Genomic DNA, 25,788 nt, shown 5'->3' on the forward strand with positions numbered 1-25,788 from the left:
TACAACGCTCATTGGTCGCACTGCACTAAAATGAATGTTCGGCAAAAACTGACCCTACCTATCTGGAATGACCTTCAGATTCGACAAGTAACCTCCCTGCCCAGGCCCTACCCATAGGCCAACACCTCCGCCCTTCCGATTGCTCAGTTCCTCAACCACTAGGCTTGGCTCCTTGGCATCGTTGACGTAAACACTCACCTTCGACTTTTGAATGACAATCTTGGCGTGGAACCAAGTATCACCATCTGGAGCAGGGACAATAGGCTTCTCGTATTGATCGGGTTTGTCTTTGCGAAGGTCAAACCAATGGTATTTCGGGTGAGAGATATACTGGACTGCATGCGACTTCCGCACCGGATCTTCGGCGCGAAAGTTGAAAGGACGGAAGTAAACTGCATCGTGAGTCGTATCATCAACGACACGAAAGGCGACACCCAGGAAGTTACTTTGAGGCGGGTTACTTTGTCCGAGAGCGTCAAACTCAATGACTCCGTCCGTAAACTTGATGCCAGTCAGGGCGACCACCCATTCGTCTTTCTCTGAAAATTCCTTTTTCGTTGGTTGGATTTTCAGCGCGGGTTTCCCTTTGACGTTTTCTACCCACTTGAGGCTGACTTCAGCCGTAACCTTCGCCGCCTTCTCTTCCGCGAGCGCCTTCAAATCAGGTGTGATGGTTTTCTGCTGTGCAATCGCCGACCCAGCGAAGACCGAGAGCACAATGAGCCTCAGTAGCATGTATCGCATCATAATTGACCTTTCTGTAGAAGGCTGACCCGCAGATCACACCATGTCCGTTCTGAGGGACATTCGCGTATATGTCATCTGAGCAACGACCCGCCACCGAACATGAGGTTATTGTCCTTCGCAAACACGCGCCGTCTGCAACAATCTCGACTCATCAAACGGCTTCCCAACCAACTGCAAACCAATCGGCAAACCTTCGCTCGAACTCCCACACGGCACGCTGATACCCGGCAGGCCCACCAGATTGAGCGTCACCGTGTAAATGTCGCCCAGGTACATCGCCAGCGGATCATCCGACTTTTCGCCGATCTTAAAGGGCGGCGTCGGCGCGGTCGGCGTGGCAATTACGTCGCAGTGTTCAAAAGCCCGCTCGAAATCTTGCACCAGCATCGTGCGCACGCGCTGGGCTTTTTCGTAATAGGCGTCGTAATAACCTGACGACAACGCGAAGGTACCGAGCATGATGCGGCGTTTGACTTCGGCGCCGAAGCCCAGGTCGCGCGTCTTGCGATACAGCTCGGCCAGCGTGCGCGCTTCTTCGGCGCGGAAGCCGTAGCGCACGCCATCGTAACGCGCCAGATTCGACGAAGCCTCCGCCGTAGCGATGATGTAATAGGCAGCAATCGCATACTGGGTGTGCGGCAAATGCACTTCGACAAGCTGCGCGCCTTGCGCTTCCAGTTGTTTGAGCGCGGCTTCGACGCTGGCTTTGACTTCGGGGTGCAAGCCTTCGCCAAAGCATTCGGGCGGGACGCCGATGCGCAAGCCCTGCACACCGGCATTCAAATGCGCTGTGTAATCGGGCACGTCCACGTTTGCCGAGGTCGCGTCGTAACGGTCGCGTCCGGCGATGACTTGCAACACGCGCGCGGCGTCTTTGACCGTGTGCGCGAAGGGGCCGATTTGATCAAGCGAGGAGGCAAAGGCCACCAGGCCGTAGCGCGACACGCGGCCATAGGTTGGTTTCAACCCGACTACGCCACAGAACGAGGCTGGTTGGCGAATCGAGCCGCCCGTGTCGGAGCCGAGGGAAACGGGCACGCAATCCGCCGCGACGGCGATGGCGGAACCGCCGGAACTGCCGCCGGGCACGTAGTCGGGATTGTGCGGGTTGCGCGCGGGGCCAAAGGCGGAGTTTTCATTCGAGCCGCCCATCGCAAATTCGTCGAGGTTGGTTTTGGCGACGATGATCGCGCCGGCGGCTTCGAGTTTGGCGACGGCGGTGGCGGTGTACGGCGGCGCGTAATCGCCGAGGATGCGCGAACCGGCGGTCGTGCGCAGTCCGGTCGTGCACATGTTGTCTTTGATGGCAACGGGAATGCCGGCCAGCGGCTGCGTTTGCAGTTGTGTTTGAATCTCTGCGTCGAGCGCGTGGGCGCGTTCGAGCGCGGCCTTGCGGTTGATCGTCAGAAAGGCGTTGAGGCGCGGATTGGCCGCTTCGATGCGGTCGAGCGCCGCGCTGACAACGTCGCTCGGTTTGGCCTCACCGGTGGCGTAGAGCCTGTGAATGGCTTCGATGGTGCGGGTTTCGTTCAAACTGGTGACTCCGACTGCGAAGGAAAGGCGCAGCAGGAAACAAAAGTATGGAGTTCGGCCTTTAGGCTGCTTTCGCTCGCCGCCCCGCCACTAGCGGGACTGACAAGCTAACGCTTGAACTCCATGCTCTCGTTATTCGGTTGCATCACGGCGTGCGAAAAAGACGAAGTTGGTTGCTGCCCGGTCTTCGTGTTCTTCGTGGTTGGCTTTTATCGCAGCGAGGCGTCTAAGAAACAACGCCTCGCCCGCAGGCAGTTCGCCTTAGCCCTCGGCGCGATTCTCGACGCGATATTTTTCCGGCACTTCTTCCAGATCGGTCGTGTGCGCAAGGGCCAACATCCAGCGTCCATGCCGCAACACGAAAACATCGGTGAAGCTGACGGCGGTGATTTCTTCGGCGCCCTCGTTGTCGCGCGTCTTGCTGAGTTGGATGCCGGTCACGATGGCGGTGTCGGCAAAGACGTTGACGCGCAACTCTTCGCCCCAGAGCGCCACGTATTTGACCGGAATCGCGGCAATCAATTTGAGGAAATCTTCTTTGTTGACCGGGTCTTCGCCAGGACTGCGGTAGGAAAAATGGTCATAGAGCAAGCGGCCGAGCGCCGTGATGTTTTTGCTTTTGATCGCCTCGAAGATTTCGACTTCCAGGCGGCGCAGTTCTTGTGGAGTGGTATTGATATTCGAAAATCTGTTCACGTTGCATCCTTACTGGTTAACGCCGCGCCGCCTCTTTCAGCGGTTGCCAGCGATTGCTGGACGGCGAGTTGTCATTATCAAGCTGGCTGTTTGGCGGATGGGGTGAAAACTCACCCGCCAATCACGCGCGGTACGAGGAAGTGCCCTTCATCGTGTTCCGGCGCTTGTTCCAGTGCCTTCGCGGTGCCGAGGCTCGGCTCGACACGGTCAGCGCGTGCGGCAAATGACGCTTGTAATTCGCCCGCGCTGCGCTGTTGCCACGGTTTTACGGCTGAAGTGTCGAGCGCATTGAGCTGGTCAATGTACTCGACGATGGCGGAAAGCTGCGTGGCAAACGTTTCAGTCTCTTCCGCCGTCAATTCCAAATTGGACAATTGAGCGATCTTTTCAACTTCGGGTTTCGTGATCGGCATTCAGCAGCAGTGGTCAGTGATCAGTGGTCAGTGGTCAGCAAAACAGTTGACCACTGACCACTGACCACTGACCACTATCCTCCAGTTCGTTCCAAATACTTCGCGGCGGCGCGCAAAAACTGAGCGCGCAATGCTTCATCCTTGATCTGTTCGGCGGCGCTGCGCAGTTCTTCCGTCAGTTCCGCCGTGTGTTGAAATTCAAAGCCCTGCTCATCGGGCTGGCGTGTGTCGAGCACATGATGCGGGTCAACGCGAAACTCGATAAACGTCACGAACGGCGCGCCCAGCAACGAATTGAGCCGGAAGAGGAATTCGCCCGCGACGGCTTCCATCTGCTTTTTCCAGGTCAAATCCTGCACGGCAATGACCAACTGCTTTTGATACAGCCGAAACGGCACACAGGAACGCGCCAGCGATTTTCCGGCAATCGTGCGCCACGCGGTGAACACTGCCTGCTCGCGCACCTCTTCGTTGTCGCCCGACAGGCGGATCATCGTGGGCAGCAGTTTGAGCAAGCTATTCATATTGCGGATTGCGGATTGCGGATTGCGGATTGGCAATCCGTCCGCATCATTTTTTCTTAGCGCGTGTTTTGTTGCTCACTTGCGCCAATGGAGCGACCTTCAAAGTACCGTGCCCAACGACAGGCCAGTATTTCGCAAAGACGAAATCGGGACTGTTGTCGCGGTCGTGACAAGCCACGCAACTGGCCGGGGCCGCTGGAGTCGGATACTTCCCTTTTACCGGATTGGCAGCGTGTTCCGCGCCGGGGCCGTGGCACGAGTCGCATTGCACATTGGCGAATTTGGGCGTCGCCTTGATGTTGATGAAACCCTGCTGTTGATAGCCGACCGAATGACAGCCGATACAGGCCGCATCGAACGGACGCTGGCGCTTTTCCAATCCGGCGAAGGCCTGCGCGTGGCGCGTGGTTTGCCATTGTTTGTATTCGGCCATGTGACACTGGCTGCAGGTTTCGGCGGTCACATACGGAGACTTAGGCTCGCCGTCTTTGGCAATCCGAGCGGCGACTTTTTCGGCTTCCGCTTCGGCCATTTTGGTTTGCAGGTCGCCGATTTCCCGCCGGGCCTGCTTGGTCATCCGGGCCATTTGCGGGTCGTCCGGGATCACCTCATCCAACGCGACATAACGGTTGGTGAAGCGCTCAATGACGCCTTCTTGATCGGCGTAAAAGCGCAATTCGCCCAAGTGCTTGGTCTCTTTGGTCGCATAAACGATCAACGTGTTGTTGATTTGCAGCGGATCGAGCGTGACGCCGGAGCCGTCAGAATTGATAATGAGATCGAGGTCAGGATTCTGCTGCGCCAGTTTGGTGGCCGTGCCGCGTTTCAGATAGCCCACGATGACGGTGACATCGGCCTTGTCATAAACCTCGGCCAGCGCCGCTTTGGCCGCCGCCAGCGGGTCGTGAATGACGAAGCCGCTCGCTTCGACCTGCCCTTTGAACTCGTCCGGCGGCAGATCGCTCAAACCGATGAAAGCAATGCGCAACGGCAACGGCAGGCGTTTGCCAGTGACGGTTTTGATCACATAAGGCGAAGCGTTTTCGCGCGTGCCGTCGGTCACTTTGATGTTGGCGGAAACCAGGGCCGAACGCTCCGGTTTGAGTTTGGCGTCGGGCAACAACAGGCCGCCCGCATAAGGCAAATCGCGGTACGAAAGATTGACGATTTCCAGCTCCATCAAATCGTGGGCGCGCACGATCCAATCGTTCATCAACCGTGCATCGGGCCGCAATTCGTCGCTGCCTTCCTGCTTCTCGTCGGCAAAGAGCCGCCCGACATCGGCCATCACAATGGCAGCGTCCGGCGAACGTTTGCGAAAGGCGCGGATGTAACCCATCCGCCGCGCCACGCCGCCCAAAGGGTGAATCGGGCAGCCACACACTTCGAGATTGCCGTGGATGTCCGCCGAATAGAACAGCACCATTGCATAGCCATCGTCTTTGTCGAGCCGTTGGCGCAGCGTGCCCAGCGGCGCTGCCTTTTTGGCCAGCCCTTCGCGCTCCTGCCGATCTTTGGCTTGTTTGTCTTTGGGCAAATTGCTTTTGGCAGGCGCGTTTTTTTGCGCAACCGCACGCGCCAATTCGCCCAGTCCACTGGTGGCGGCCAAGGCCCACAAGGTGAACAGTCCGATGATGACTAAAAAGACTCCGCGTTTACGATTCGACATAATGTAAGGCGCTGTGCTGGAATAAATCCGGCAGTCACGAGCCGCTAGTGTAGACAAAAAGGATAGGAGCGACAAGTTGAGCACTTCCCAATTAGTTTTGGCTTCGGCCTCGCCGCGCCGCGCCGAATTGTTGCGCGCCGCCGGTATCGAATTTTCGGTGCGCGTCGCCGACCTCGACGAGACCCAAATGCCGGGCGAAAACCCGCCTGCTTACGTGCTGCGCCTGGCGCGCGCAAAGGCGCTGGCCGTAGCGCAGCCCGGTGAACTCGTGCTGGGCGCTGACACCACCGTGGTCGTCGGCAATGAAAGCGCGGGCAAGCCACTGGATGCCGCTGACGCTCGCCGCATGTTACGGCTGCTGAGCGGCGCCTGGCACGAAGTGCTGACGGGTGTGGCGCTGGTCAAAGATGCGCAAGTTTGCGCTGAACTCGCCGTCACGCGCGTCAAGTTCGCGCCGTTAAGCGCCGCCGAAATTGACTGGTACATCGCCACGCACGAACCATTCGACAAAGCTGGCGCGTATGGCATTCAAGGCTACGCCTCACGTTTCGTCGAACAGATTGAGGGTAGTTACGCCAACGTCGTCGGGCTGCCGGTGCAGACGGTCTATCGCCTGTTGCGCCAGTTGAAGACGGATTGCGGATTGCGGATTGCGGATTGAAGGAAAGCTACCAGATGCGGCAAGTGGCAAGGGCGATAATCACGAAAAAGCGGATCACAGATTGCCCTCCTACGCAGCGGCGACAATCCGCAATCCGCAATCCGCAATCCGCAATCTGCAATCAAAAAATGCCATTGAGTTGCAGCAGGTGACCCATCTTCTCTTTTTTTGTCAGCAGGTATTTGACCGACGTTGCATGCGGTTTGATCTCGACCGGCACGCGCTCGACCACATCCAGCCCGGCCTCGCGCAAGGCTTTGACCTTCTCAGGATTGTTCGACATCACGCGCACCTGGCCCGCGCCCAGCAATTTGATGATCTCGGCGCATTGATCGTATTTGCGCGCGTCCACATCCAGCCCCAATTGCACGTTGGCTTCGATGGTATCGGCGCCCTGATCCTGCAAGGCATAGGCGCGAATCTTGTTGATGATGCCGATGCCGCGCCCTTCCTGCTGCTGATACACGATGATGCCTGCGCCTTCGGCCTGCACCATTTCCATCGCGCATTGCAATTGCGCGCCGCAATCGCATTTGAGCGAGTGAAAAACATCGCCGGTCAGGCATTGCGAATGAATGCGCACCAGCGTCGGTGTTTTGGGATTGATTTCGCCTTTGACAAGCGCGACGAACTCTTCATCGCTGGTGGTACTGCGGAAGCCCACAATGCGGAAGGGGCCGAATTCGGTGGGCAGTTTTGCCTCGGCTTCCTTGGTCACTGTGAACCCAACTGTTGCTCGGTTCTGCTCTTCTCTCACTAAAACCCTCCTTCTAGGTTTGTACCGATGTTGCGTAGGTTCGAGAGCCACTATAAGTGTGGCCTCAGAGCGGGTCAAGGTCTTGTTTCGCGGGCCTGGCCCACCCGGATGCAGGGCGCGGCAGTTCCCGCGCAGACAGCCATTTACGCTGGCCCAGGCCGCCCTTTTCTGGCTGAAAGCACCCCGCCAGTGTCAAGGACACGGCGGTTCAAGCGCCGCGCCAAAAATGTCTTCGTCTGATGTACAGCCCGGCCTTTTACCTGCTATCTTGGCCCGCCACGAAATTGTTTTGAACCCGCGCGCATTAACACGGCTTACACCAGTAACTCATGGGAAATCTCTTCGCTGTCTTGCTCACAATTGGCGCCATCAGCTTTGGCTCGCTGCTCACCTACCGTGTCATTCCACAAACCACCCTCCCGACCCGCGTTTGTATTGGTTCCGTGGTAGGGCTGGCGGCGCTCGCTTGGCTGGGCTTTCTTTCGGCGCTGGCGTTGGGGCTGACGACGCTGGCGATTGGGGTCACGGCTGCCGTGCTCGTCTGCGGCTTGCTGGCCTTGGCGTTGTCGGTCAACCAGGCGAATTTACAGGCGGACTGGCGTTCGAGCGGGCGCAATCAGGGCGAGGTGCTTTATTACAGCGTCTGGGCGGCGCTGCTGATCATGCTCTTCAGCCGCGTCGTGATGTTCCAGCCCGACGGATTGCATACCGCGCCCGCCAACAATTACGGCGACCTGCCGTTTCATTTCGGCGTGATCACTTCGTTTGCGTATGGCGAAAACCTGCCGCCGGAAAACCCGATCTTTGCGGGCATGCGCTTCACTTATCCCTTCCTGATAGATTTCCTGACGGCCTTTTTCATCAAACTGGGCGCGGATTGGCGTGTGGCCTTTTTTGTCGAGAACCTGCCGCTGAGCCTGGCGCTGGTCGGCTTGCTGAATTTCCTGACCTACCGGTTGACGGGCAACCGGCTGGCCGCGCGCTTGACGCCGTTGATTTTTCTTTTCAATGGCGGGCTGGGCTTTTTGAATTTCTTTCAGGATTTAGGCCGAGCGACGGATGGGTGGTGGCAGTTCCTGACGCATCTGCCGCACACCTACACGATGAATGCTGAGTTGGAATTGCCCGGCGGCAAATATCCGTTGCGCTGGGGCAATGTGTTTACAACCTTGCTGATCCCGCAACGTTCGATGCTCTTCGGTTTGCCATTTGTAGCGCTCATCATCACGCTGTGGTGGATGGCTTGGGGCGAGGGCGAACTGGAAGCCCAGGTGCGCAAACGCTACCTGTTTGCCGCGGGCGTGCTGGCCGGCGCCTTGCCGATGTTGCACGCGCATGGTTTTTTCGCCGTAATGATCGCCAGTGCCTTGATGGCGGTTTTCTTTTTCTCGCTGGAGTGGGCCGCCTTTTTCCTGCCGGTTGCCCTGCTCGCCGCGCCGCAAGCGTGGTGGTTGAGCGGCACCCAAGTCAAAAACTCGCTTTTCAAACTGCATCTCTGGTGGGAAGCAGGCGACTCTTCGCCCTTTATTTTCTGGGTCGTCAATGCGGGCGTCTTTCTCTCGCTGTTTTTGCTGGCCATGTTCAGCAGCAAGCTTTCGACCGTGCGCCAACGCCGTTTCAGCCTGCCTTTCGTCATCTGGTTCGTCCTGCCCAATGTCGTGCTGCTGGCGCCCTGGGCCTGGGACAACATCAAAGTCTTGGTGTATTGGTCGCTCGCCTCAGCGCCCTTTGTCGCCTACGCGCTTTCGCATCTTTTCAGCCAACGCGCCGTTTTTGCGCGCCTGCTGGCGACAATGATGCTGGCCTGTCTGATTTTCTCCGGGGCGCTTGATGTCGGGCGCGCGTTGTCGCCAGCGGAAAACACCGCGCTCTTTAGCCAAGCCGACCTCGCAGTCGCTGAAGCGATTCGCGCCAGCACACCGCCGCGCGCCCGCGTCTTGCACGCGCCGATTCACAATTCCGCCGTCGCGCTGACGGGCCGCCAGTCGCTGATGGGGTATCCCGGCCATCTGTGGACGCACGGCATTGATTACGGCACGCGCGAAACCGAAGTGCAGTTGATTTATCGCGGCGGCCCCACCGCCGTGGATTTGCTGGCCAAGCACAACATTGATTTCGTCGTCATCGGCCCCGTCGAACGCAACCAGTTGAACGCCGATGAAAAGTATTTTGCCGACAATTACCGCAAGATTATTGATCAACCGGAGTATCGGGTTTATCAAATCAGGAAGTGATTTCCACATCTCCGCCCCAACGGGGCAGAATAAGGTAGCCAGGGGGCAACGCCCCTGGTGAAATGGCCGATATACCTAAGCCCTGAAAGGGCGTCGTAGCCACGGTTATTTCGCCCTTTCAGGGCTTCACTAATTTTGCCGCGCTCCCAGGGCGTTGCCCTGGGCTACCGCATTTCGCCCCGTTGGGGCTATGGGCCAGCGCAATGTTTGCCGAAGTTGCCATTCCACTCAACGTCATTCAAACTTTCACCTACGCCTTGCCCGCGAGTTTCGCCGCCAAGGCCAGAGCGGGCGCGCGCGTGCTGGTGCCCTTCGGCAAGCAACTGCTGACGGCCTACATCGTGGATGTGCACGCGACGCTGGCAGAGGCTGGGCAAGAGCCTGACAGTTACGAGGTCAAAGAGGTCGAAGAGTTATTCGACACCGAACCGCTGGTCACGGGTGAAATGCTGGAGCTGACCAAGTGGATTGCCGATTATTACTACGCGCCCTGGGGCGAGGTCATCAAAGCCTCGCTGCCTGCCGGCATCAATGCCGAAGCCGAAACCATCGTCTCGATCACGCAAATTGGCCGCAATGCGCTGACCACGGTCTTTGCCAAACGCGCGACATCCGTCAAAGCCCAGGCGTTGACCCGGCTTGCTGACGCTGGCTTTCTGAAATCCACCGAACTCGCCAAAGAGTTCACCAAGCCCCGCGCCACCGCCGTCATCCGCGAACTGGAAAAAGAAGGCTACGTCACCGTCAAACGCCAGGTGCAACAGGCCATCGTCAAGCCCAAACGCCAGCAAGCTGTCCGCCTGTTGGAACGCGCGCCCATCGAAGGCAGCAAGCCGCTCAACGAACAGCAGGAACGCATCATCAAGCTATTGTTCGATGCCGGTGGATCGCTCAGTTTCGCGCAACTCAGCGAACAGGCCGCCGTCAGCCCGTCCGTCATCCGCACGCTGGAAAAACGCGGCTACACCGAGGTCTTCATCCGCGAAGTCCGCCGCGATCCGTTGGCGCATATGAAAACGACGCGCGCCGCCGACGGCTCCGATGATTTGTCGCTGACCGTGAAACAACAGAACGCGCTCAACCAGATCACCGACAAGCTATTGACCAATGAATACGCGGCCTTCCTGCTGCACGGCGTGACCGGCTCCGGCAAGACCGAGGTTTACATCCGCGCCATGCGCGCCGTCGTGGACAGGGGCAAGACCGCGTTGATGCTGGTGCCCGAAATCGCGCTGACGCCGATGTTCGCGCGCCGCTTGCGCGCCCATTTCGGCGAGGCCGTCGCCATCCTGCACTCGTCGCTTTCGGACGGCGAGCGGCTAGACGAATGGAACCGCTTGCGCAGCGGCGAGGCCCGCGTGTGCATCGGCGCGCGCTCGGCCATCTTCGCCCCGCTCGAAAACATCGGCCTGATCGTCGTGGATGAAGAGCACGAGGCTTCGTACAAGCAGGACGAATCGCCGCGTTACCACGGGCGCGACACCGCGATCATGCGCGCGGCCAAAGCCAATGCCCTGATCATCCTCGGTTCGGCCACGCCTTCGATGGAGTCGTATCACAACGCGCACACTGGCAAATACACCTACCTGCGGCTGGACGAACGCATCGGCAGCCGTCAACTCGCCAAAGTCGAAATCGTAGACATGCGCGAAGTCTTCGCCCAATACGGCAAACAGCAGCTTTTCTCCGACCCGATGAAATCGGCCATCGCCGACAACCACGCGCGCGGCGAACAGACGCTGGTCTTGCTCAATCGGCGCGGCTATTCGTCCTTCACGCTCTGCCGCGCCTGCGGCCACACGGCGCGCTGCCCCAATTGCGACGTCACGCTCACCTTCCACAAAGCCGAAGCCCGCCTGACCTGTCATTACTGCGGCCACCAGGAACGCGTCCCGCGTCAATGCCCCGATTGCCAGGGACCGTACATTTACTTCGCAGGCGAAGGCACCGAGCAGATCGAAACGCTGCTGAAAGACCTGTACCCTGACCTGCATATCACGCGCCTCGACCGCGACACCACGCGCCGCCGTGGGGCCTTTGAAAAACTGCTCAACGAATTCGCCAGCGGCGCGATTGACCTGATGGTCGGCACGCAAATGATCGCCAAAGGCCACGACTTCCCCAACGTCACGCTGGTCTGCGTGATCTCGGTGGATGCCGGTTTGAGCATGCCCGACTTCCGCTCCGCCGAACGCACGTTTCAATTGCTGACCCAAGTCGCCGGGCGCGCCGGACGCGGCGACAAACCGGGTCGCGTGATTATCCAGAGCTACCACACCGAACATTACGCGCTGGAATTTGCGAAGGAGCAGAACTACGAAAAGTTTTATGCGCACGAGATTGGGTTTCGGCGCGAGCTGCGCTACCCGCCGTTTGTGGCGCTGATCAATGTGCTGATACGCCACACCGAATTTCAGAAGGCTGAAACCGTCGCGGCTGATTTGGCGCGGCTGGTGCAAGCGGCGGACGCTGAGAACTTATTGCGTGTGTTGGGGCCAGCGCCCGCGCCGTTGTCGCGGTTGAAGGGCGAGCACCGCATGCAGGTGCTGATCAAAACGCGTTACCGGCGGCAGGCGCGCGAGGCGTTGGATGCGGCGATGTTGAAGTTGAAAGAAGATGGGGTGGATTTGAAGATGATTACGGTGGAGGTTGATCCGGTGAGTTTGATGTAATTCCAACAACTGAAATACAGCACACCGCCTACAGTTCGTAGCAAACATCTACCGACGGAAGGAGTGCCTATGAGCAAGATTTCAACAGAGCATTTTTTCCCAATCTCTGTTTACTTTCGCAAAAAGAAAGAGGAGTTGAAAAAGGTATTTTCTGAACAGGGTGGTAAAGCCACCTTTGAGTCAGGGAAGAAATGGACTGGGGCCAGCAAGCTGCTCGAGCAGGCAAAAGCGACAGGTCAAAAATTGCCTATCCTTTTCAGTGCTGCTGATGGCTACAACGATCTGATTTACTGGGCAGTTCTTGAAAGCATATCGGTTCAGCCAGATGCCAAAGGTAAATTCCCCACGACTCTCAAAATTGTTGATCTGACCCCTCTACCCGAAGATATTCCATTAAATTCTCTACGCAAGGTTGGTACTGATCAGCATTTTTCTGATGACATGCTTTCAGGCTATTGCTTTTGCCAAACTCCGGCGTTTCTTCAGCACCAAATTCACTATTGGGTGATCAAAGGAAGGCCAAGCGATAATGACTTCGAGAGCTGGCTAATACCGGGCACAGAAGACACTTGGCGTACAAGTAGGCCACCGCAATCTTGGTCTCCTGGCGACCGTCTTTTTTTCTGGATGTCATCCCCGGCTCGCTGTGTTGTTGGGCTAGGCGTTCTAAAAGGGTTGCACAAGAAGAAGGACAAATCCGGAAATAACTTATTCGATGTTGAGTATCTAACCTATCCACTTGCGAATCGTCCCTTTATTGATGATCTTCGGCTGAATGCTAAACTCTTTGACGCTTCATTCCTCAAATCTGGTCCAGCATGGACTGTTTACTCGCTGACGGAAGAACAAGGGAAAGAGCTTTACCAGATTGTTGTCGGTCAAAACCCGGAAATTAATCTTGGATGGAATACCCGTACACCTTTGATTCAGCGAGCCAGAGAGTTTGAAGCGGTAGATTTAGCAGAGCCTCCGGCTCGTGTGATCACCACAACCAGCCGCGTCATTCGAGATACTGTTAAAGCAAGGCAAATGAAATTGAAATACGGCTATGGCTGTCAGGTCTGCCGCTTGAAGATTGAGTTTGGGCCGGGCCGATTCTATGTGGAAGCTCACCATGTACGTCCGCTAGGTGGTAACCATAAAGGATGCGATACAGAAGATAACTTGATGATTTTATGCCCTACCCATCACGCGATGTTTGATCTGGGCATTCCATATTTCGTTTCACCAAATCGAATTCGCATATACAACCAAGAGTACGATCTGCTATGCAACCACAAGCTTTCAGATGACAATGTCAGCTATCACAATGAGTTTCTTTATAACGGTGTTTTGAATAGTAGCCGCCCGAATTGAAGCCCCAACGGGGCGCAATAAAACTGCCTGGGCCGCCAAATCATTCTGACCATTTCGCCCTTTCAGGGCTTGTCACTCGTTGCCAATGCGTCCAGGGGCGACGCTCCGCTCTGCCCCTGGCTATCGTATTGCCGCCCCGTTGGGGCTCGTGGAGAGCTTCCCTTTCTACAAAAAATGCTGCCACATGATTCAGGTTATTTCGCCCTCTCAGGGCTTGTCACTCTTTGCCGATGCAGCCAGGGGCGGCGCGTTGCTCTGCCCCTGGCTATCGTATGACCGCCCCGTTGGGGCTTATGGGGAATTGTTCTTCCCATTCAAAAAAGGAGGTCGCTCATGCCGCAATCGCTTTCCTCAATCCTGATCCATCTGGTTTTCAGCACCAAACACCGCGAACCTTGGTTGACGCCGGAGATCGAAACGGAACTGCATCCGTATCTGGCGACCGTGTTCAAAGGCTGTGATTCGCCTGCCTTGATCATTAACGGCGACCGCGATCACATCCACGCGCTTTTCACGCTCGCGCGCACGTGGACGGTTGCCGACGTGGTCGAAGAGGTAAAGAAACGCTCGTCGAAATGGATAAAAACGACGGATGCCGGGCTGAAACAGTTCCAATGGCAGGTGGGCTACGGTGCTTTTTCGGTTAGCCAATCACAGGTCGAACAGGTCAGGCGCTACATTGCCAATCAAAAGGCACACCATCGGCAACAGCCGTTTCAAGACGAATACCGGGCGTTGTTGCAAAAATACGGGATCGAATTTGACGAGAAATACGTTTGGGATTGAGGGCTAATTGCGTGGCATTCGGGCCTATGCGATGGTTGAGCCGCGTTCCTTATGAAAACCAAACTCAAAAAACTGCTGGCCGCCCCTTTCCTGCTGCTGGCCGCCCTCATCGTCCTGCTCGAAGATTGGTTGTGGGACGACCTGTTGCTTCTGGCGGTGTGGCTGGGGCGTTTGCCGGTGTTGCGGCAGCTCGAAGCGTTGATTGCCGCGTTGCCGCCCTATGGCGCGTTGACCGTGTTCGCGGCGCCTTCGTTGTTGTTGGTGCCGGTCAAGCTGATTGGGTTGTGGTTTCTGGCGCATGGGCATGCGGGGATGGGCGTATTGACGGCGCTCGCCGCCAAAATTATTGGTACGGCGCTGGTGGCGCGGATTTACGCGTTGACGGAAAAGAAATTGTTGCAGATTGCCTGGTTCGCCCGCTGGCACGAACGGTTCGTCCTCTTCAAAGCGCGCGTGTATGCAGTGATAAAAGCGAGCCAGGTTTACCAGGTTGTCCATCAACAAAAGCTGCGGCTGAAAACCTGGTTGCGAACGCGGGGGCGTTCCTTTCTGCGCCAGCGCTGGGAAGCGGCGGTGCGGCTGTCACGCCGCTGGCGCAGGATCAAGCCATAATTCTCACCACTGCATCTTTTGGGTCTAACGAATGCCAGGCATTTATGAAATCAATGCGCTCGATGACCAAGGTAAACGAATGCAAAAAATACAAAAGGAGTCAAGAAAGCAAAAGAGGCCGGGCTTGCCCTTTTTGCTCTTCTTGCACGTTTTGCTGTTCACAGGTTCCATCCCCCAGCTTGCCGGGTTACCAAAAGCACTTCGACATCAAGGGGGCAAGCGACTCTCGACATTCCGGCCAACTCACTTGAATCCGGCCTGACGCAACAACGCCGCATACCGCGCATCGTCGCGCAACCCATCCAGCAGCGGGTCAACCGCGATAAAATTGAAACTATTCGTGCGGGCCGCCTCGGCCTTGGCGAGCCAGGTGAAGGCTTGCTCGCGGTCGCCCAACAACGCGTAATCCAGGGCAATTTCGTAGGTGAGGTAATCTCCCGCGCGCCGCAATTCCGCCGGGGCGAGCGCGCGTTGCAAGGTGGCGCGCGCTTCGGCTTGGCGCTGCCCGCTGGCTTGCACCTGGGCGAGAATGGCGGGCCATTCGACGGTCGCGTTGCTGAAACTGCGTTCGCGCTGATAGGCGGCGAGCGCGTCGTCATATTTGCCCTGGGCTTGATAAATCCAGCGTTGCACGCGGTGCGCGGCGACGAGTCCGGCATCGAGTTCGAGCGCGCGGCGCGTCCAATCGAGCGCCGCGTCATATTGGCGCGCGTAATACCAAACCACGGCGGCGGCGGTTTTGATGATGGCCGAACGCGGGTCAAGCCCTTCGGCAAAACGAATCTGTTCTTGCGCTTCGGCAAAACGGCCCTGCGCCGTCAGCATCAGCGCCAGCCAGTGATGCGCGGTCGGATAGCTGGGATTCAAGGCGATGGCGCGCCGCAATTCGCGTTCGGCCCCGGCGCGGTCGCGGTCGCACCAGAAGAGCACGTAAGCCAGCGAGGCGTGCGGCTCGGCCAATTGATCATCCAGCGCCAGCGCGCGTTGGGCGTTTGTGCGCGCGCGTTCGCAACTTTCGCGCGGCGGCAACGCGCCGTACCAATGCAGCAGCGCGTAACTATCGGCCAGCCCGGCGTAGGCCAGCGCGAACTTGTCGTCCTTTTGCAGCGCGCGTTCGAACTGGCTGATGGCCTCGCGCAAGGCGGGCACCGCGCGTTTGGCGAAATGGTAGCGCCCGACCAGATACAACTGATAAGCCTCGCGGTCGGTGGTGTAGCGTTTGTTGAGTTGCAACAGTTCCTTGCCGCTGACCTCGAATTTCATTTCGCCCAGCACGCGTTCGCTCAGGATGGATTGCGCGCGCGCGATTTCGGCGTCGGGCAGTGTGAATTGCGCCGCCCACAACTGGCGATTGGCACTGGCACTGAACATTTGCGCGTCCAGCACGATCTGGCCGCCCGCGCGGCGCAACATGCCGCTGACGACGTATTCGACCTGCTGTTCGCGCGCAACTTGCGCGGGCGCTGGCTCACTCGGCGCGCTGCGTTGGGGTGGGCGCACGGTCAATTGTTTGATCTGGCTGAGCTGACGTATGAGCGCGTCGGCCAGCCCCACGCCCAGCGACTCGTCCGCGCCCTGGCTGCGAAAGGGCAGCACAGCGATGGTATTGGCGGATTTGGACAGCTTGACGATTTTGACCGTGGTCGTGGATTTCAAATAGAAAAAGGCGGCCACGCCAAGCACGATGAGCACGGCGGCGAGCAGCCACCTGGGTACGCGAGCATCCTTGCTCGCGGCTTTGGCAGCCACGCCCTTCGGCATCAATGGGTCTACCGCCGAGACCGCAGGCAAGGATGCCTGCGTACCCAGGCTTTCCGCCACCGTCTCTGCCTCTTCCGCATTCACCTGAAACGGATGCAGCCGCGCCAGCAATTCACCGAAGCGCGGGTCTGACCGCAAAGCGTCGAGTTGCGGATCAACCTGCATTTCCAGCGCCCACGATTCGCGGCGTTCGCAAGACAGGCGCAAACAATCAAAGGCCGCCTCGTATTCGCCCAGCGCCGTGTGCAGGCGCGCGAAAAAGTAATGCGGCACGTAACGCTGCTGGGCAATGGCGCGCAATTCATTGAGCACCACCTGCGCTTCGCTGCGTTTGCCAGAAACGGCCAAGACGTGCGCCAGCACCCATAACGACAGCGGCGCGCGATTGGTCAAGGCGGCGGCTTGGCGCGCGGCGGCAAGCGCTTCGTCGGGCCGACCAACGCGCGGATAGAGCCAGCCTTGCGCCTGAAAGGCCAGGTAATAGTTCGGCTCTAATTCGAGCGCGCGTTGGTTGTACCGGTACGCCTCGCGATGCTGGCGCGCGTTGTGCAGGATGAAGGCCATCATCGTGTGCAAGGCGGGTGATTGCGGATCAATGCGCAAGGCGCGCCGCATTTCGTTGATAGCGTCGGTGTGCTGGCCTTGCGAACTATAAAAATGGGCGAGCCATTCGTGCGCCTGCGCGTAGTTGTCATTCAACTCGATGGCGCGCTGCATCAGCCGCTGGCTCGCGGCGTAGTCCCAGTCATACGAGCGAATCGCCAGCGCCAGCGAGACATGGGCTTCGGCCAGTTTAGAGTCGAGTTCGATGGCGCGCTGGGCGGCCTGCTTGGCCGCTTGAAAGCATTCTTCGGGCGGCAGCACGGCGGTGATGCCCATGAAATTGAAATAGTCGGCCACGCCGCTGTAGGCCGCCGCGAATTCCGGATCAATCGCCAGCGCTTCGTAAAAACTGGTGAGCGCGCGCGCCAGACCTTCGTCGGTGTAAGTGTGCCAGTAATAACGCCCGCGCAGATAGGCTTCATACGCTTCGGGTTTGTCGGTGCCGCGTTTGGCGATTTGCGCGCGCTCTTCGCCGGAAAGATTGCGGGCGATTTCGTGCGCAACCTGTTCGGCCAATGAATCCTGCAAGGACAATAGGTCGGCACAACATTCATCGAATTGCGCGGCCCATTGCGGCGCGGCGCTGGCGACTTCGATCAATTGCACGGTGACGCGGATGCGGTCGCCGGTTTGCAAAAAGCGTCCGTCCAGCACGTGTGTGACATTCAAGTCGCGGCCCGCGCTGACAGCATCGTGCTCAGGACTGGCATAGCGCACCACCGAAGCCGTGGGGCGCACGAGCAGGCTGCGCAGATTGCTCAAGCGGGTGATCAGCGCGTCAGCCAGCCCGACACCCAGGAAGTTTTGCGTCGCGCCCGGTTCGTGCTGCAACGCTTTGAGCGGCAGGATGGCAATCGAATGGCGGTGGTGTATGCCAGGGACGGTTTGTTCAACGCCGCTGACGGTGACCGGTGGCGCGGCGACAGGCAGCCCCTGCAACCAGTGTTGGATGTCGGTGGCGAATTCAGCGACGGTGGCATAACGCTGCGCCGAGGTTTTGCTGAGCGCCTTGAGCACGATGGCGTCCAACCCGCTGGCCAGCGTGGCGCTCAGCGTTTCGGGCGTGGTGGCGCGTTGGCGGCTGACCAGTTCGGGTGTCAGCGTGACCGTTTGGCCGAAAGTCGGCGAATAAATTTCTTCGGTCTGTTTGATCACGGTGCTGGGGCGCGTGGGCGTCTCTTCGATAATCAGGCGTGCGACTTCGTGCAACAGTTTGTGGCGCAACTGATAGGGCCGCCGCCCCGTCAGCAATTCATAAAGCAGCACACCCAGGCTGTATTGATCGCTGGCCGCCGTGACCGCTTCGCCGCGCATCTGTTCGGGGCTGGCGTATTCGGGCGTCATCATTTGCATGCCCGTGACGGTGTGTTCGCCGGTGTCGAGCAAGGGAGTGGATTTGAGGATGCGCGCGATGCCGAAATCCAGCAGCTTGGCCATGCCCCCTTCCCCCTCCGCCAAAGGCGTGACCAGGATGTTGCCGGGTTTGATGTCGCGGTGGATGACTTGCTGTTGATGCGCGTATTCGATGGCATTGCAAACCTGCACAAACAACTTCAACCGTTCAGTCAGCGGCAACTGACGCTCGTCGCAAAAACGGGTTAGCGGCTGGCCTTCGATGTATTCCATCACCAGATAGGGCACGCCATCTTCGGTCGTGCCGCCGTCCAGCAGGCGGGCGATGTTGGGATGATCGAAACTGGCGAGGATTTGGCGTTCGCGGCGAAAGCGGCGCAGCACGATTTCGCTATCCACGCCGCGCCGCACCAGTTTAATCGCCACCTGTTTGCGAAACTCGTTGTCGGCGCGCCAGGCCAAATAGACTTCGCCCATGCCGCCGCGCCCCAGTTCGCGCTCGATGCGATAAGCGCCGACCTGCCGTCCGATCATCTCTCTTGTCTGGGAGTGTGAGACAGGCTGATCCGTCAGCGTGCTGGCCTTGTCCAGCAATTTCGTGGCTTGCGAAACCAGGGGCGGGGCTTCGATGAAATCACCCGCGGCGGCATCGGAGCGCAACAGGCGCTCCAACGTCTCGCGCAACTCGGCATCCGCGCCACACACGCTGTCCAGAAAGGCTGCCCGCGCGGCCTCGGGCATATCCAGCGCCGCATTGAATAACTCTTCGATTTGGGACCAGCGTTCGGGAGTCATTGAAATCAGTGGTCAGTGGTCGGTGGTCAGTGGTCAGTCCGTTCGTGCCGACTACCGACTACCGACTACCGGCTGCTCATTTCGTTATGTAACCAAGCCTTGGCCAAACGCCATTGGCGGATGACGGTGGCGGTGCCAATGCCCAAGACTTCGGCAGTCTCTTCAATGGAAAGACCGCCGAAATAGCGCAACTCGACGATGCGGCTTTTTTGCGGATCGAAATCCGCCAGCGCGGTCAGCGCATCATCGAGCGCAATCAATTCGCGGTGGCGTTCGTCGGCAACGGTCAGGTTTTCATCGAGGGAGAGTTGGGTTTCGCCGCTGCCACGTTTGCCGGCCTGGCGTGTGCGAGCGTGGTCAATCAGGATGCGGCGCATGGCGTGGGCGGCGATGCCATAAAAATGCGCGCGATTCTGCCAATAGACTTGTTGTTGATTGACCAGCTTCAGATAGGCTTCATGCACCAGCGCCGTCGCCTGCAAGGTGTGCCCGGCGCGCTCGCGTTTCAGATAGCGTTCGGCAATCAGCCGCAATTCGCCGTAAACCAGCGGCAACAATTGCTCGAACGCCGTTTGATCGCCCTGACCCCAGGCCAGCAGCAGTTGTGTTACGTCGGCGGCAGTATTCATAACCAAACACTCTGGGAGCCTCTTTCAGCCAGGAAAGGATATGCGGTGCCAGCAGGACGGTCAATCGGCGGATTCCGCCGCGTGCAGTTGCGGTTGAAAGGACTCACGCAAGACACGAACAAGTTCGCCGCAGAGGCACCGGGGCACAGCGCTTTTTCACCGTGTTGGCAACGTTCTCCGTCTTGCTCCGTGCCTCCGTGCCTCTGTGGCAAAGCTTTGCGTAAGTCCTGATCTGTAAAACAGGCTCAACCCACAAGCAAGCAAACGACGTTGTGGCAATGGCAACCGCGCTATTCTTATAGGCGCGCAAAAAAATTATCCGGTGGCTGATTCAAAACGGCAGCGGTTTCCGCATTAAGGGGTGGCAGGCAAGGTCAGCAGCAGTTTTCAAGGGGGATTTCATGCGCATCGGGGCAGTTGCCGCACAGGCCGGGGTCAACGCGCAAACGATTCGCTTTTATGAACGGCGCGGCTTGTTGCGCAAACCGCAACGGCTGGCGTCGGGTTACCGCGACTATCCGGCAGAGACGATTCGCATCGTCCGGCTGATCAAACAGCTTCAGGAACTCGGCTTCACGTTGACCGAGATCGAAGCCTTGCTGCGCTTGCAGGCCGCGCGGAAGCTGGCCTTACCGGAGTTACAAGCCCAACTGGCCGCCAAGCTGCAAACGGTCGAAGCGCAAATTCTGAGCTTACATGGCCTGCGCGACAGGCTGCGCGAGTTAAGCTTGAAACTCGAAGCAGGCGAGTCAGCGGCGGGCAATATGTTTTGCGTTTGATTCAATCCACCGCGCGTTTGCGCGTTGAGAAACAGCAGACTAGATCGGTTTTCACATCAGTGTCTGGGAAAAGCCGCGCAGCGGGACGGTACCGCGCGCGTGAGCAAGCGGCGCCTGGGCGGTTCAGCCAACGGCGCAAGCTTGAGGCGCCGCTTGCTCACGCGCGCGGTACCGTCCCGGCATAACGCGCTCCCGTAAACACAATTGCAAACCGATCTAATTCGACACGAGGAGGAATAGATGAAACAAAGAACGCTCAACTCAAACTGGTTTCACCCGCTCATGCTTAGCGTGCTCATGCTGCTGAGCGGATTCACCAGTGCGGCGCAGCAGGGCAAGTTGGCGGATCAGCGCGCCGCCTTGGCCGGCAATTGGACAGGGGCATCCATTTGCGTCAACAAAGAGAAATTTCCCGCCTGTCACGATGAACAGGTGATTTACCGCATCGCGCCCACAAGCGGCAGCGCCGACAAAGTCAACCTCACGATGGACAAACTCGTTGACGGGAAACCGGAATTCATGGGCGAAATGGAATGCACCTACGACAGCCAGCACGGCACGCTGGTCAGCGAATACACCTACCGCAACAACCACCTCCGTTGGGAGTTCACGGTCAAAGAAAACACGCTGACCGGCACGCTCGCCGCACTGCCTGACAAAACACTGGTGCGCCAAATCAAGGTCAGAAAGGAGGCGCAATAATGCGTGAGGAGGCGATGAAGACTGCGCTAAAACCGATTAACTCATCCGGCGTCTTGGCCGCTGCCGTGCTCTGGCTTTTGTTGGCGCTGGGTTTTGGGTTGGCGGGCCTGCCGCGCTACCTGACACCGCCGTTGCCACAAGTGATGATCTTTGGGCTGACGGCGACGCTGTTGCTGCTGTTTTGCCTGCTGCTGACGTTTTTGGTGCCGATCATCATCGCCAGCCACATCGTGATTTTTGTGCGGCTGTGGCGCAGTAAGGGCGCTGGGTACGCGACGGTTTGAGGCAACCCGATAAACACCGAATGAAACCAGGAAAATGCACCCCAGCCCGCGCGGCCCGGGATGAACCACAAACCGTGCTGACGCATGGCTGTTAGGGCGTCGGGTCTCGAGTCCAATCGAGTAACGATACTCCGATAAGGTACGGCGGTATAAAAGTTACCGCAGGCGGCAAGTGGACGAATATGCTGGTGACAGCCATCAACAGCGCAAGCCCGATAATGCCCATGCTCGCGCCTCTGCTCATCAGCGCGCTCTTCTGTGCGGCCACCGCAAACAGAATCGTACTCAAGTGGGCGCTGAACCTGTGAACCAGCCCCGCCGAAAAAAGGAATGCTGAAACGAATGCCCACCACACCGGCGCTGTTCCCACACGGGCTTCCTGTTCGTAGCGCAGCGTAGCCAGGAGCGGATAGGCCAGGAAGAGCAGCGTGAATACAACCGTCGAGATGATGCTGCTGGCGAATCCGAGCGAGGCGGGTACGGACTGACAAGCGTCGCGGAGCCGCGCGGCGAGAATCGCTAGGCCGCCAAAGCAGAGCAACGCGCCGCAGACGAGGGCAGCGTAGCGAAAGCGCTGATCCGTGAGGGTAGTCAACCACGCTTGCCCTTGTGGAGGAGCATCCATATTGAGGGCGAGTGAGGTGACCACCCAGTTGCCGATGAGGAGGGCTGCGGCTGCTCGCGGAGCGGTCACGCGGCTTGCCCGCGTGCCAGAGCCATTGTCTGATCCACGGGCGAGCATCCACGCGGCGACGCTAATCAAGCCTGCCTGTATTGCGCCTGCGAGCAAGTATGCTGGGAGTTTCCCCGGCTGATAGGCCGCGCCCAGGAACGGCAGCGGTATGATCCAAAGAAAGAGGTGGCTAACTCGTCGCACGAATGAGTGGGGCTTCATTTCGGGTTCCTTTCTACTGTGGCGTTCGTTGAGGCGGCCAAACCAGCGGCGGGAGCGGAGCCAGCCCAGTAAACCGTCAGGCCGCCGCGCCCGCCTGTTCGTTGGCGCGCCCAACACTCTCAATAAAAATTTCGTTTAACGTCGGCGCGACCAATTCAAAGCGCGTCAATCGCGCATTCGCATTGACCAAATCTTTGAGCAAAGCCTGTGGATCAGCGCCGTCGTGCAGCGCGACTTCCAAATGATGGCGTTGTGGTGTGACGGCTTTGACCAGCGGGTTGTCCGTCAGCAGGCCATCCAAATTCTCGCCATCCACAGCCAATGAACGCCAGCCGAAGCTGCGTTTGACCTCGCGCAAGGGGCCGCTCAGCACTTTGCGACCGCGATTGATCAGGCAGATTTCGTCGCAAAGCTCTTCGGCCTGCTCCATCAGGTGGGTCGAGAAGATAATGGTTTTGTTGCGCTGTCTCATTTCCTGGACGATCTCTTTGAGCAGGTTCGCATTGATCGGATCGAGACCGGTGAAGGGTTCGTCGAGGATCACCAAGTCGGGATCGTGCAGGATGGTCGAGACGAATTGGACTTTTTGCTGCATGCCTTTTGACAACTCTTCCCAACGTTTGGCTTTCCATTCGCTCAGGCCCACGCGCTCCATCCATTCATCCACGCGGCGTTTGGCAGCGGCGTGTTTGAGGCCTTTCAATTCGGCGAAAAAGAGCAGTTGCTCGCCGATCTTCATCTTTTTGTACAGGCCGCGATCTTCGGGCAGGTAACCGACACGCTCTTGCAGCTTCTCGTTCATCGGTTCGCCGAAGAGGCGGATTTCGCCGCTGTCGGGGATGGTGATGTTGACGATCATGCGGATCGAAGTGGATTTGCCCGCGCCGTTCGGCCCCAACAGGCCGAAGATGCTGCCGGCGTGGACTTCCAGCGAAAGGTCTTGCACGGCAGTAAAATCGCCATAGCTTTTGCTGATGTGTTTAACAGAGATGGTGTTCGACATAAGCAGATGTAACGAATTGCCGTGGCTGCTCACACGTGATTGCCAGGTGTGCTGTGGCGGCGGGTGAAATCAGACAGGGCGAGTTTGGGAAACGCTGCGGCCAGCCTCTTTGACCAAAATGCATTTGGGCTAAATTTTGAAGGCACTGCGATTGATGTTTGCGGGATGCGCGTGACGCTGGCTTGTTCGGGCTTAGCGATACTGGCACGCACCGGCCAAACAAGCGGGCGTATCCTACTATTCAGGCGCAGGGGCGGCAAGCGCTTATTGGCGGAAGTGTACGAACGGTGACGTCCGCTCAAATTGCGAACGGGCAGCTTCGCCAGGAAATGACTCGACGCTTTGGCGGCTCGTCGTTTATACTCCCCGCTCCCACAATGACCCGCAACAGCAGACCTGAACCGGCGGCGGGCGACCGAACCGGAAACTGCTCTTGCGGACCTTGATGCGACCTTGATACGACCCTGATACGAAAATGCTGTTTGGAACTTTCTGCCCCAAAGATTCCAACCCCCTCATTAGTCCCTTTTTCGAGCAACAGGCAGAAGCCACGTCGTCTGTGTGCAAGTACACCGGCATATATTGGCGAACAGCACGCGGCAGCGCTTTGTTTCTGCCTGCGACTAAATCCACGGTTCTCTCTTTGGGGAAAGGCAAAGAATAACGATGGCTAGTTTCCGAATCCGCACCCCTGCCGAATATCTGCTGATGTTGTGGCGCAGGCGGTATTACATCCTAGTGCCGTTGCTGATTGTCAGCGGCGCGTTGTGTTACGCGATCTATAAGCTGCCGAATGTTTATGAATCGTCTTCGTTCATCATCGTTGACCCGCCGAAGGTGTCATCCACTTACGTGCAACCGGTCAACACGCTGGACGCCACGGCGCGGTTGAGCGCGCTGCAAAAACTGGTCACCAGCCGCACGGAGTTACAACGGCTGATCGAACGTTTTGATTTGTATCCCGAGCAGCGCAAACAAAACATGCCGGTCGAGACGCTGGTCGAGCGTATGGTCAAGCAGGTTGATTTGAAGACGCAATCAGCGGCGGCGGGCGTTTATGCGTTCACCGTTTCCTTCCGCCATGCCGTGCCGGAAAAAGCGCGTGACGTAACGGCGGAACTCACCACGCGCATCATCAACGCTAATTCCGACAGCGAACTGCAAAAGGTTTATGCGACGGTGGATCAGATCGAAGAGCGCGTCAAAGACGTGCGCGTGCAACTCGAAAAGATCGAGACCGAGCGCGCGCGTTACTTCGTGCAAAACCCCGACGCCAGCCCGAATCAGGAACAAAGCCTGGTCGGCCAGTTGAACAGCCTGGGCACGGTGCGCCAATCCGAACAGACTTCGATTGACGCGCTGCGCAGCCAGATCAGTCTGAATGAACAACTGCTCGGCACGCTCAAAACGCAATCCGAGGTCGAACCCGAAACGCCCATCGCCACCGGCCAAACCGAAGGCCAATTGCGCACGCGCCGCGCCGAACTCGAAGGCCGCTTGCGCAAGCTGCTGACCGAGTTCACCGAGAAAGCGCCCGAAGTGAAGGCCGTGCGCGCCGAGATCGAAAGCTTGAACGCCGAGTTCGACGACCTGAAAAAAACCGACGATCAAAGCAAACAAGTCAAACGCGCCGCCCGCGCCAACAATCCGCAGGTCGCGCAGCTTGAACTCCGGCTGGCCGCCGACCGCCGCGATTTGAAATTGAAAGAAGACGAGCTTGGCCGCATCAATGCGCGCTACAGCGAATTGCAATCCCGTTTGAACAAGACGCCGCTGCTGGGCGTCGAGGCGTTGAAGATTGATCGCGATTACATGACTTTGCGCAAACGCTACGATGACTTGCTGGCGCAGCAGGACAACGCGCGCTTCAGCGCCAAGGTCATCAACGATTTCAGCGGCGAAACTTTCCGGCTGATTGATCCGGCCAGTTTGCCCGAACAACCCGTCTCGCCGCAGCGCCGCATTCTCTATCCGCTGGCACTGTTGCTGGGTTTGGCAATTGGACTGCTGGCAGCGGGCGTCTCGTTGGCGCGCGAACTGGTCACGATCCGCGATGCGCGCGATGTGCAGCATTACGCGGGCTTGCCGCTGCTGGTGGCGGTGCCAGAACTCGTCACCGAAAACGAACGCCGCCTGATGCCGCTGGTCACGGCGGCCAAAATCATTGGCGCAATGTTGTTGATCCTGGTCTCGTGGCCGGTGCTCTATCAACTCATCAAATTTTCACGCTTGCTGGATTTATTCACGCAATCGTCATACTGAATCAGTAGTCAGTAGTCGGTAGTCAGTAGTTTGTTTCTCTACCGACTACCGACTACCGACTA

General features: G+C 58.1%; 21 protein-coding genes and 1 other annotated feature (1 of these 22 only partly in view). Of the genes, 10 read left to right on the forward strand and 11 right to left on the reverse strand.

What is annotated here, in order from left to right; genetic code table 11:
* Nucleotides 1-54 precede the first annotated feature (54 nt).
* From HY011_33275 to HY011_33300, 6 genes are all read right to left on the reverse strand, one after another.
* On the reverse strand, nucleotides 55-747 hold the full coding sequence (locus HY011_33275) for a hypothetical protein (protein ID MBI3427820.1): 693 nt from the start codon (nucleotides 745-747) through the stop codon (nucleotides 55-57).
* Between the two features lie 105 nt (nucleotides 748-852).
* Nucleotides 853-2,262: an Asp-tRNA(Asn)/Glu-tRNA(Gln) amidotransferase subunit GatA gene (gatA, locus tag HY011_33280; GenBank protein MBI3427821.1), complete on the reverse strand. Its 1,410-nt coding sequence runs from the start codon at nucleotides 2,260-2,262 to the stop codon at nucleotides 853-855.
* A 279-nt stretch (nucleotides 2,263-2,541) separates the two neighbouring features.
* On the reverse strand, nucleotides 2,542-2,976 hold the full coding sequence (locus HY011_33285; GenBank protein ID MBI3427822.1) for a nuclear transport factor 2 family protein: 435 nt from the start codon (nucleotides 2,974-2,976) through the stop codon (nucleotides 2,542-2,544).
* 110 nt (nucleotides 2,977-3,086) lie between these two features.
* Nucleotides 3,087-3,389: an Asp-tRNA(Asn)/Glu-tRNA(Gln) amidotransferase subunit GatC gene (gatC, locus tag HY011_33290; protein MBI3427823.1), complete on the reverse strand. Its 303-nt coding sequence runs from the start codon at nucleotides 3,387-3,389 to the stop codon at nucleotides 3,087-3,089.
* 74 nt (nucleotides 3,390-3,463) lie between these two features.
* Nucleotides 3,464-3,913 carry a DUF721 domain-containing protein gene (locus HY011_33295; protein ID MBI3427824.1) on the reverse strand — a complete coding sequence of 150 codons (450 nt, stop codon included), beginning with the start codon at nucleotides 3,911-3,913 and terminating at the stop codon, nucleotides 3,464-3,466.
* 46 nt (nucleotides 3,914-3,959) lie between these two features.
* Nucleotides 3,960-5,582, reverse strand: a complete 1,623-nt coding sequence (locus HY011_33300) for a hypothetical protein (GenBank protein ID MBI3427825.1) — start codon at nucleotides 5,580-5,582, stop codon at nucleotides 3,960-3,962.
* Nucleotides 5,583-5,658: 76 nt separating this feature from the next.
* Between HY011_33300 and maf the strand changes: the two genes are divergently transcribed.
* Nucleotides 5,659-6,243, forward strand: a complete 585-nt coding sequence (gene maf / locus HY011_33305; protein MBI3427826.1) for a septum formation inhibitor Maf — start codon at nucleotides 5,659-5,661, stop codon at nucleotides 6,241-6,243.
* 121 nt (nucleotides 6,244-6,364) lie between these two features.
* On the opposite strand, the gene ribA is transcribed toward maf, so the two are convergent.
* Nucleotides 6,365-7,000: a GTP cyclohydrolase II gene (gene ribA / locus HY011_33310; GenBank protein ID MBI3427827.1), complete on the reverse strand. Its 636-nt coding sequence runs from the start codon at nucleotides 6,998-7,000 to the stop codon at nucleotides 6,365-6,367.
* 329 nt (nucleotides 7,001-7,329) lie between these two features.
* On the opposite strand from ribA, the gene HY011_33315 reads away from it, so the two are divergent.
* From HY011_33315 to HY011_33335, 5 genes are all read left to right on the forward strand, one after another.
* Nucleotides 7,330-9,234, forward strand: a complete 1,905-nt coding sequence (locus tag HY011_33315; GenBank protein MBI3427828.1) for a hypothetical protein — start codon at nucleotides 7,330-7,332, stop codon at nucleotides 9,232-9,234.
* Between the two features lie 203 nt (nucleotides 9,235-9,437).
* Nucleotides 9,438-11,906: a primosomal protein N' gene (gene priA, locus HY011_33320; protein ID MBI3427829.1), complete on the forward strand. Its 2,469-nt coding sequence runs from the start codon at nucleotides 9,438-9,440 to the stop codon at nucleotides 11,904-11,906.
* A gap of 69 nt (nucleotides 11,907-11,975) precedes the next feature.
* A complete protein-coding gene (locus tag HY011_33325; protein MBI3427830.1) occupies nucleotides 11,976-13,262 on the forward strand; it encodes an HNH endonuclease in 1,287 nt (428 codons plus the stop codon).
* Between the two features lie 333 nt (nucleotides 13,263-13,595).
* On the forward strand, nucleotides 13,596-14,048 hold the full coding sequence (gene tnpA, locus HY011_33330) for an IS200/IS605 family transposase (protein MBI3427831.1): 453 nt from the start codon (nucleotides 13,596-13,598) through the stop codon (nucleotides 14,046-14,048).
* 51 nt (nucleotides 14,049-14,099) lie between these two features.
* A complete protein-coding gene (locus HY011_33335; GenBank protein ID MBI3427832.1) occupies nucleotides 14,100-14,660 on the forward strand; it encodes a hypothetical protein in 561 nt (186 codons plus the stop codon).
* A gap of 243 nt (nucleotides 14,661-14,903) precedes the next feature.
* Here the strand turns inward: HY011_33335 and HY011_33340 are convergent, their stop codons facing one another.
* Nucleotides 14,904-19,172 (reverse strand): protein kinase, encoded by a 4,269-nt coding sequence (locus HY011_33340; GenBank protein ID MBI3427833.1) that lies wholly within the window; start codon nucleotides 19,170-19,172, stop codon nucleotides 14,904-14,906.
* A 65-nt stretch (nucleotides 19,173-19,237) separates the two neighbouring features.
* Nucleotides 19,238-19,801, reverse strand: coding sequence for a sigma-70 family RNA polymerase sigma factor (locus tag HY011_33345; protein MBI3427834.1), 564 nt, complete (start codon nucleotides 19,799-19,801; stop codon nucleotides 19,238-19,240).
* 401 nt (nucleotides 19,802-20,202) lie between these two features.
* Here HY011_33345 and HY011_33350 point away from each other — a divergent pair, with 401 nt between their 5' ends.
* The 3 genes from HY011_33350 (at nucleotide 20,203) to HY011_33360 (ending at nucleotide 21,566) form a co-directional block, all read left to right on the forward strand.
* Nucleotides 20,203-20,580, forward strand: a complete 378-nt coding sequence (locus HY011_33350) for a MerR family transcriptional regulator (GenBank protein MBI3427835.1) — start codon at nucleotides 20,203-20,205, stop codon at nucleotides 20,578-20,580.
* Nucleotides 20,581-20,820: 240 nt separating this feature from the next.
* Nucleotides 20,821-21,282, forward strand: a complete 462-nt coding sequence (locus tag HY011_33355; GenBank protein ID MBI3427836.1) for a hypothetical protein — start codon at nucleotides 20,821-20,823, stop codon at nucleotides 21,280-21,282.
* A 14-nt stretch (nucleotides 21,283-21,296) separates the two neighbouring features.
* Nucleotides 21,297-21,566, forward strand: coding sequence for a hypothetical protein (locus HY011_33360; GenBank protein MBI3427837.1), 270 nt, complete (start codon nucleotides 21,297-21,299; stop codon nucleotides 21,564-21,566).
* Nucleotides 21,567-21,657: 91 nt separating this feature from the next.
* On the opposite strand, the gene HY011_33365 is transcribed toward HY011_33360, so the two are convergent.
* Both HY011_33365 and HY011_33370 read right to left on the reverse strand, forming a co-directional pair.
* Nucleotides 21,658-22,461: a hypothetical protein gene (locus HY011_33365; protein ID MBI3427838.1), complete on the reverse strand. Its 804-nt coding sequence runs from the start codon at nucleotides 22,459-22,461 to the stop codon at nucleotides 21,658-21,660.
* Nucleotides 22,462-22,537: 76 nt separating this feature from the next.
* Nucleotides 22,538-23,464, reverse strand: a complete 927-nt coding sequence (locus tag HY011_33370) for an ATP-binding cassette domain-containing protein (protein ID MBI3427839.1) — start codon at nucleotides 23,462-23,464, stop codon at nucleotides 22,538-22,540.
* A gap of 666 nt (nucleotides 23,465-24,130) precedes the next feature.
* On the opposite strand from HY011_33370, the gene HY011_33375 reads away from it, so the two are divergent.
* Nucleotides 24,131-25,726 carry a hypothetical protein gene (locus tag HY011_33375; protein MBI3427840.1) on the forward strand — a complete coding sequence of 532 codons (1,596 nt, stop codon included), beginning with the start codon at nucleotides 24,131-24,133 and terminating at the stop codon, nucleotides 25,724-25,726.
* Nucleotides 25,726-25,788 (reverse strand) — a sequence feature (possible 16S ribosomal RNA but 16S or 23S rRNA prediction is too short) (it continues 10 nt past the right edge of the window). Its footprint overlaps the gene before it by 1 nt.

The organism is Acidobacteriota bacterium (assembly GCA_016196035.1).
Lineage (GTDB): Bacteria > Acidobacteriota > Blastocatellia > RBC074 > RBC074 > JACPYM01.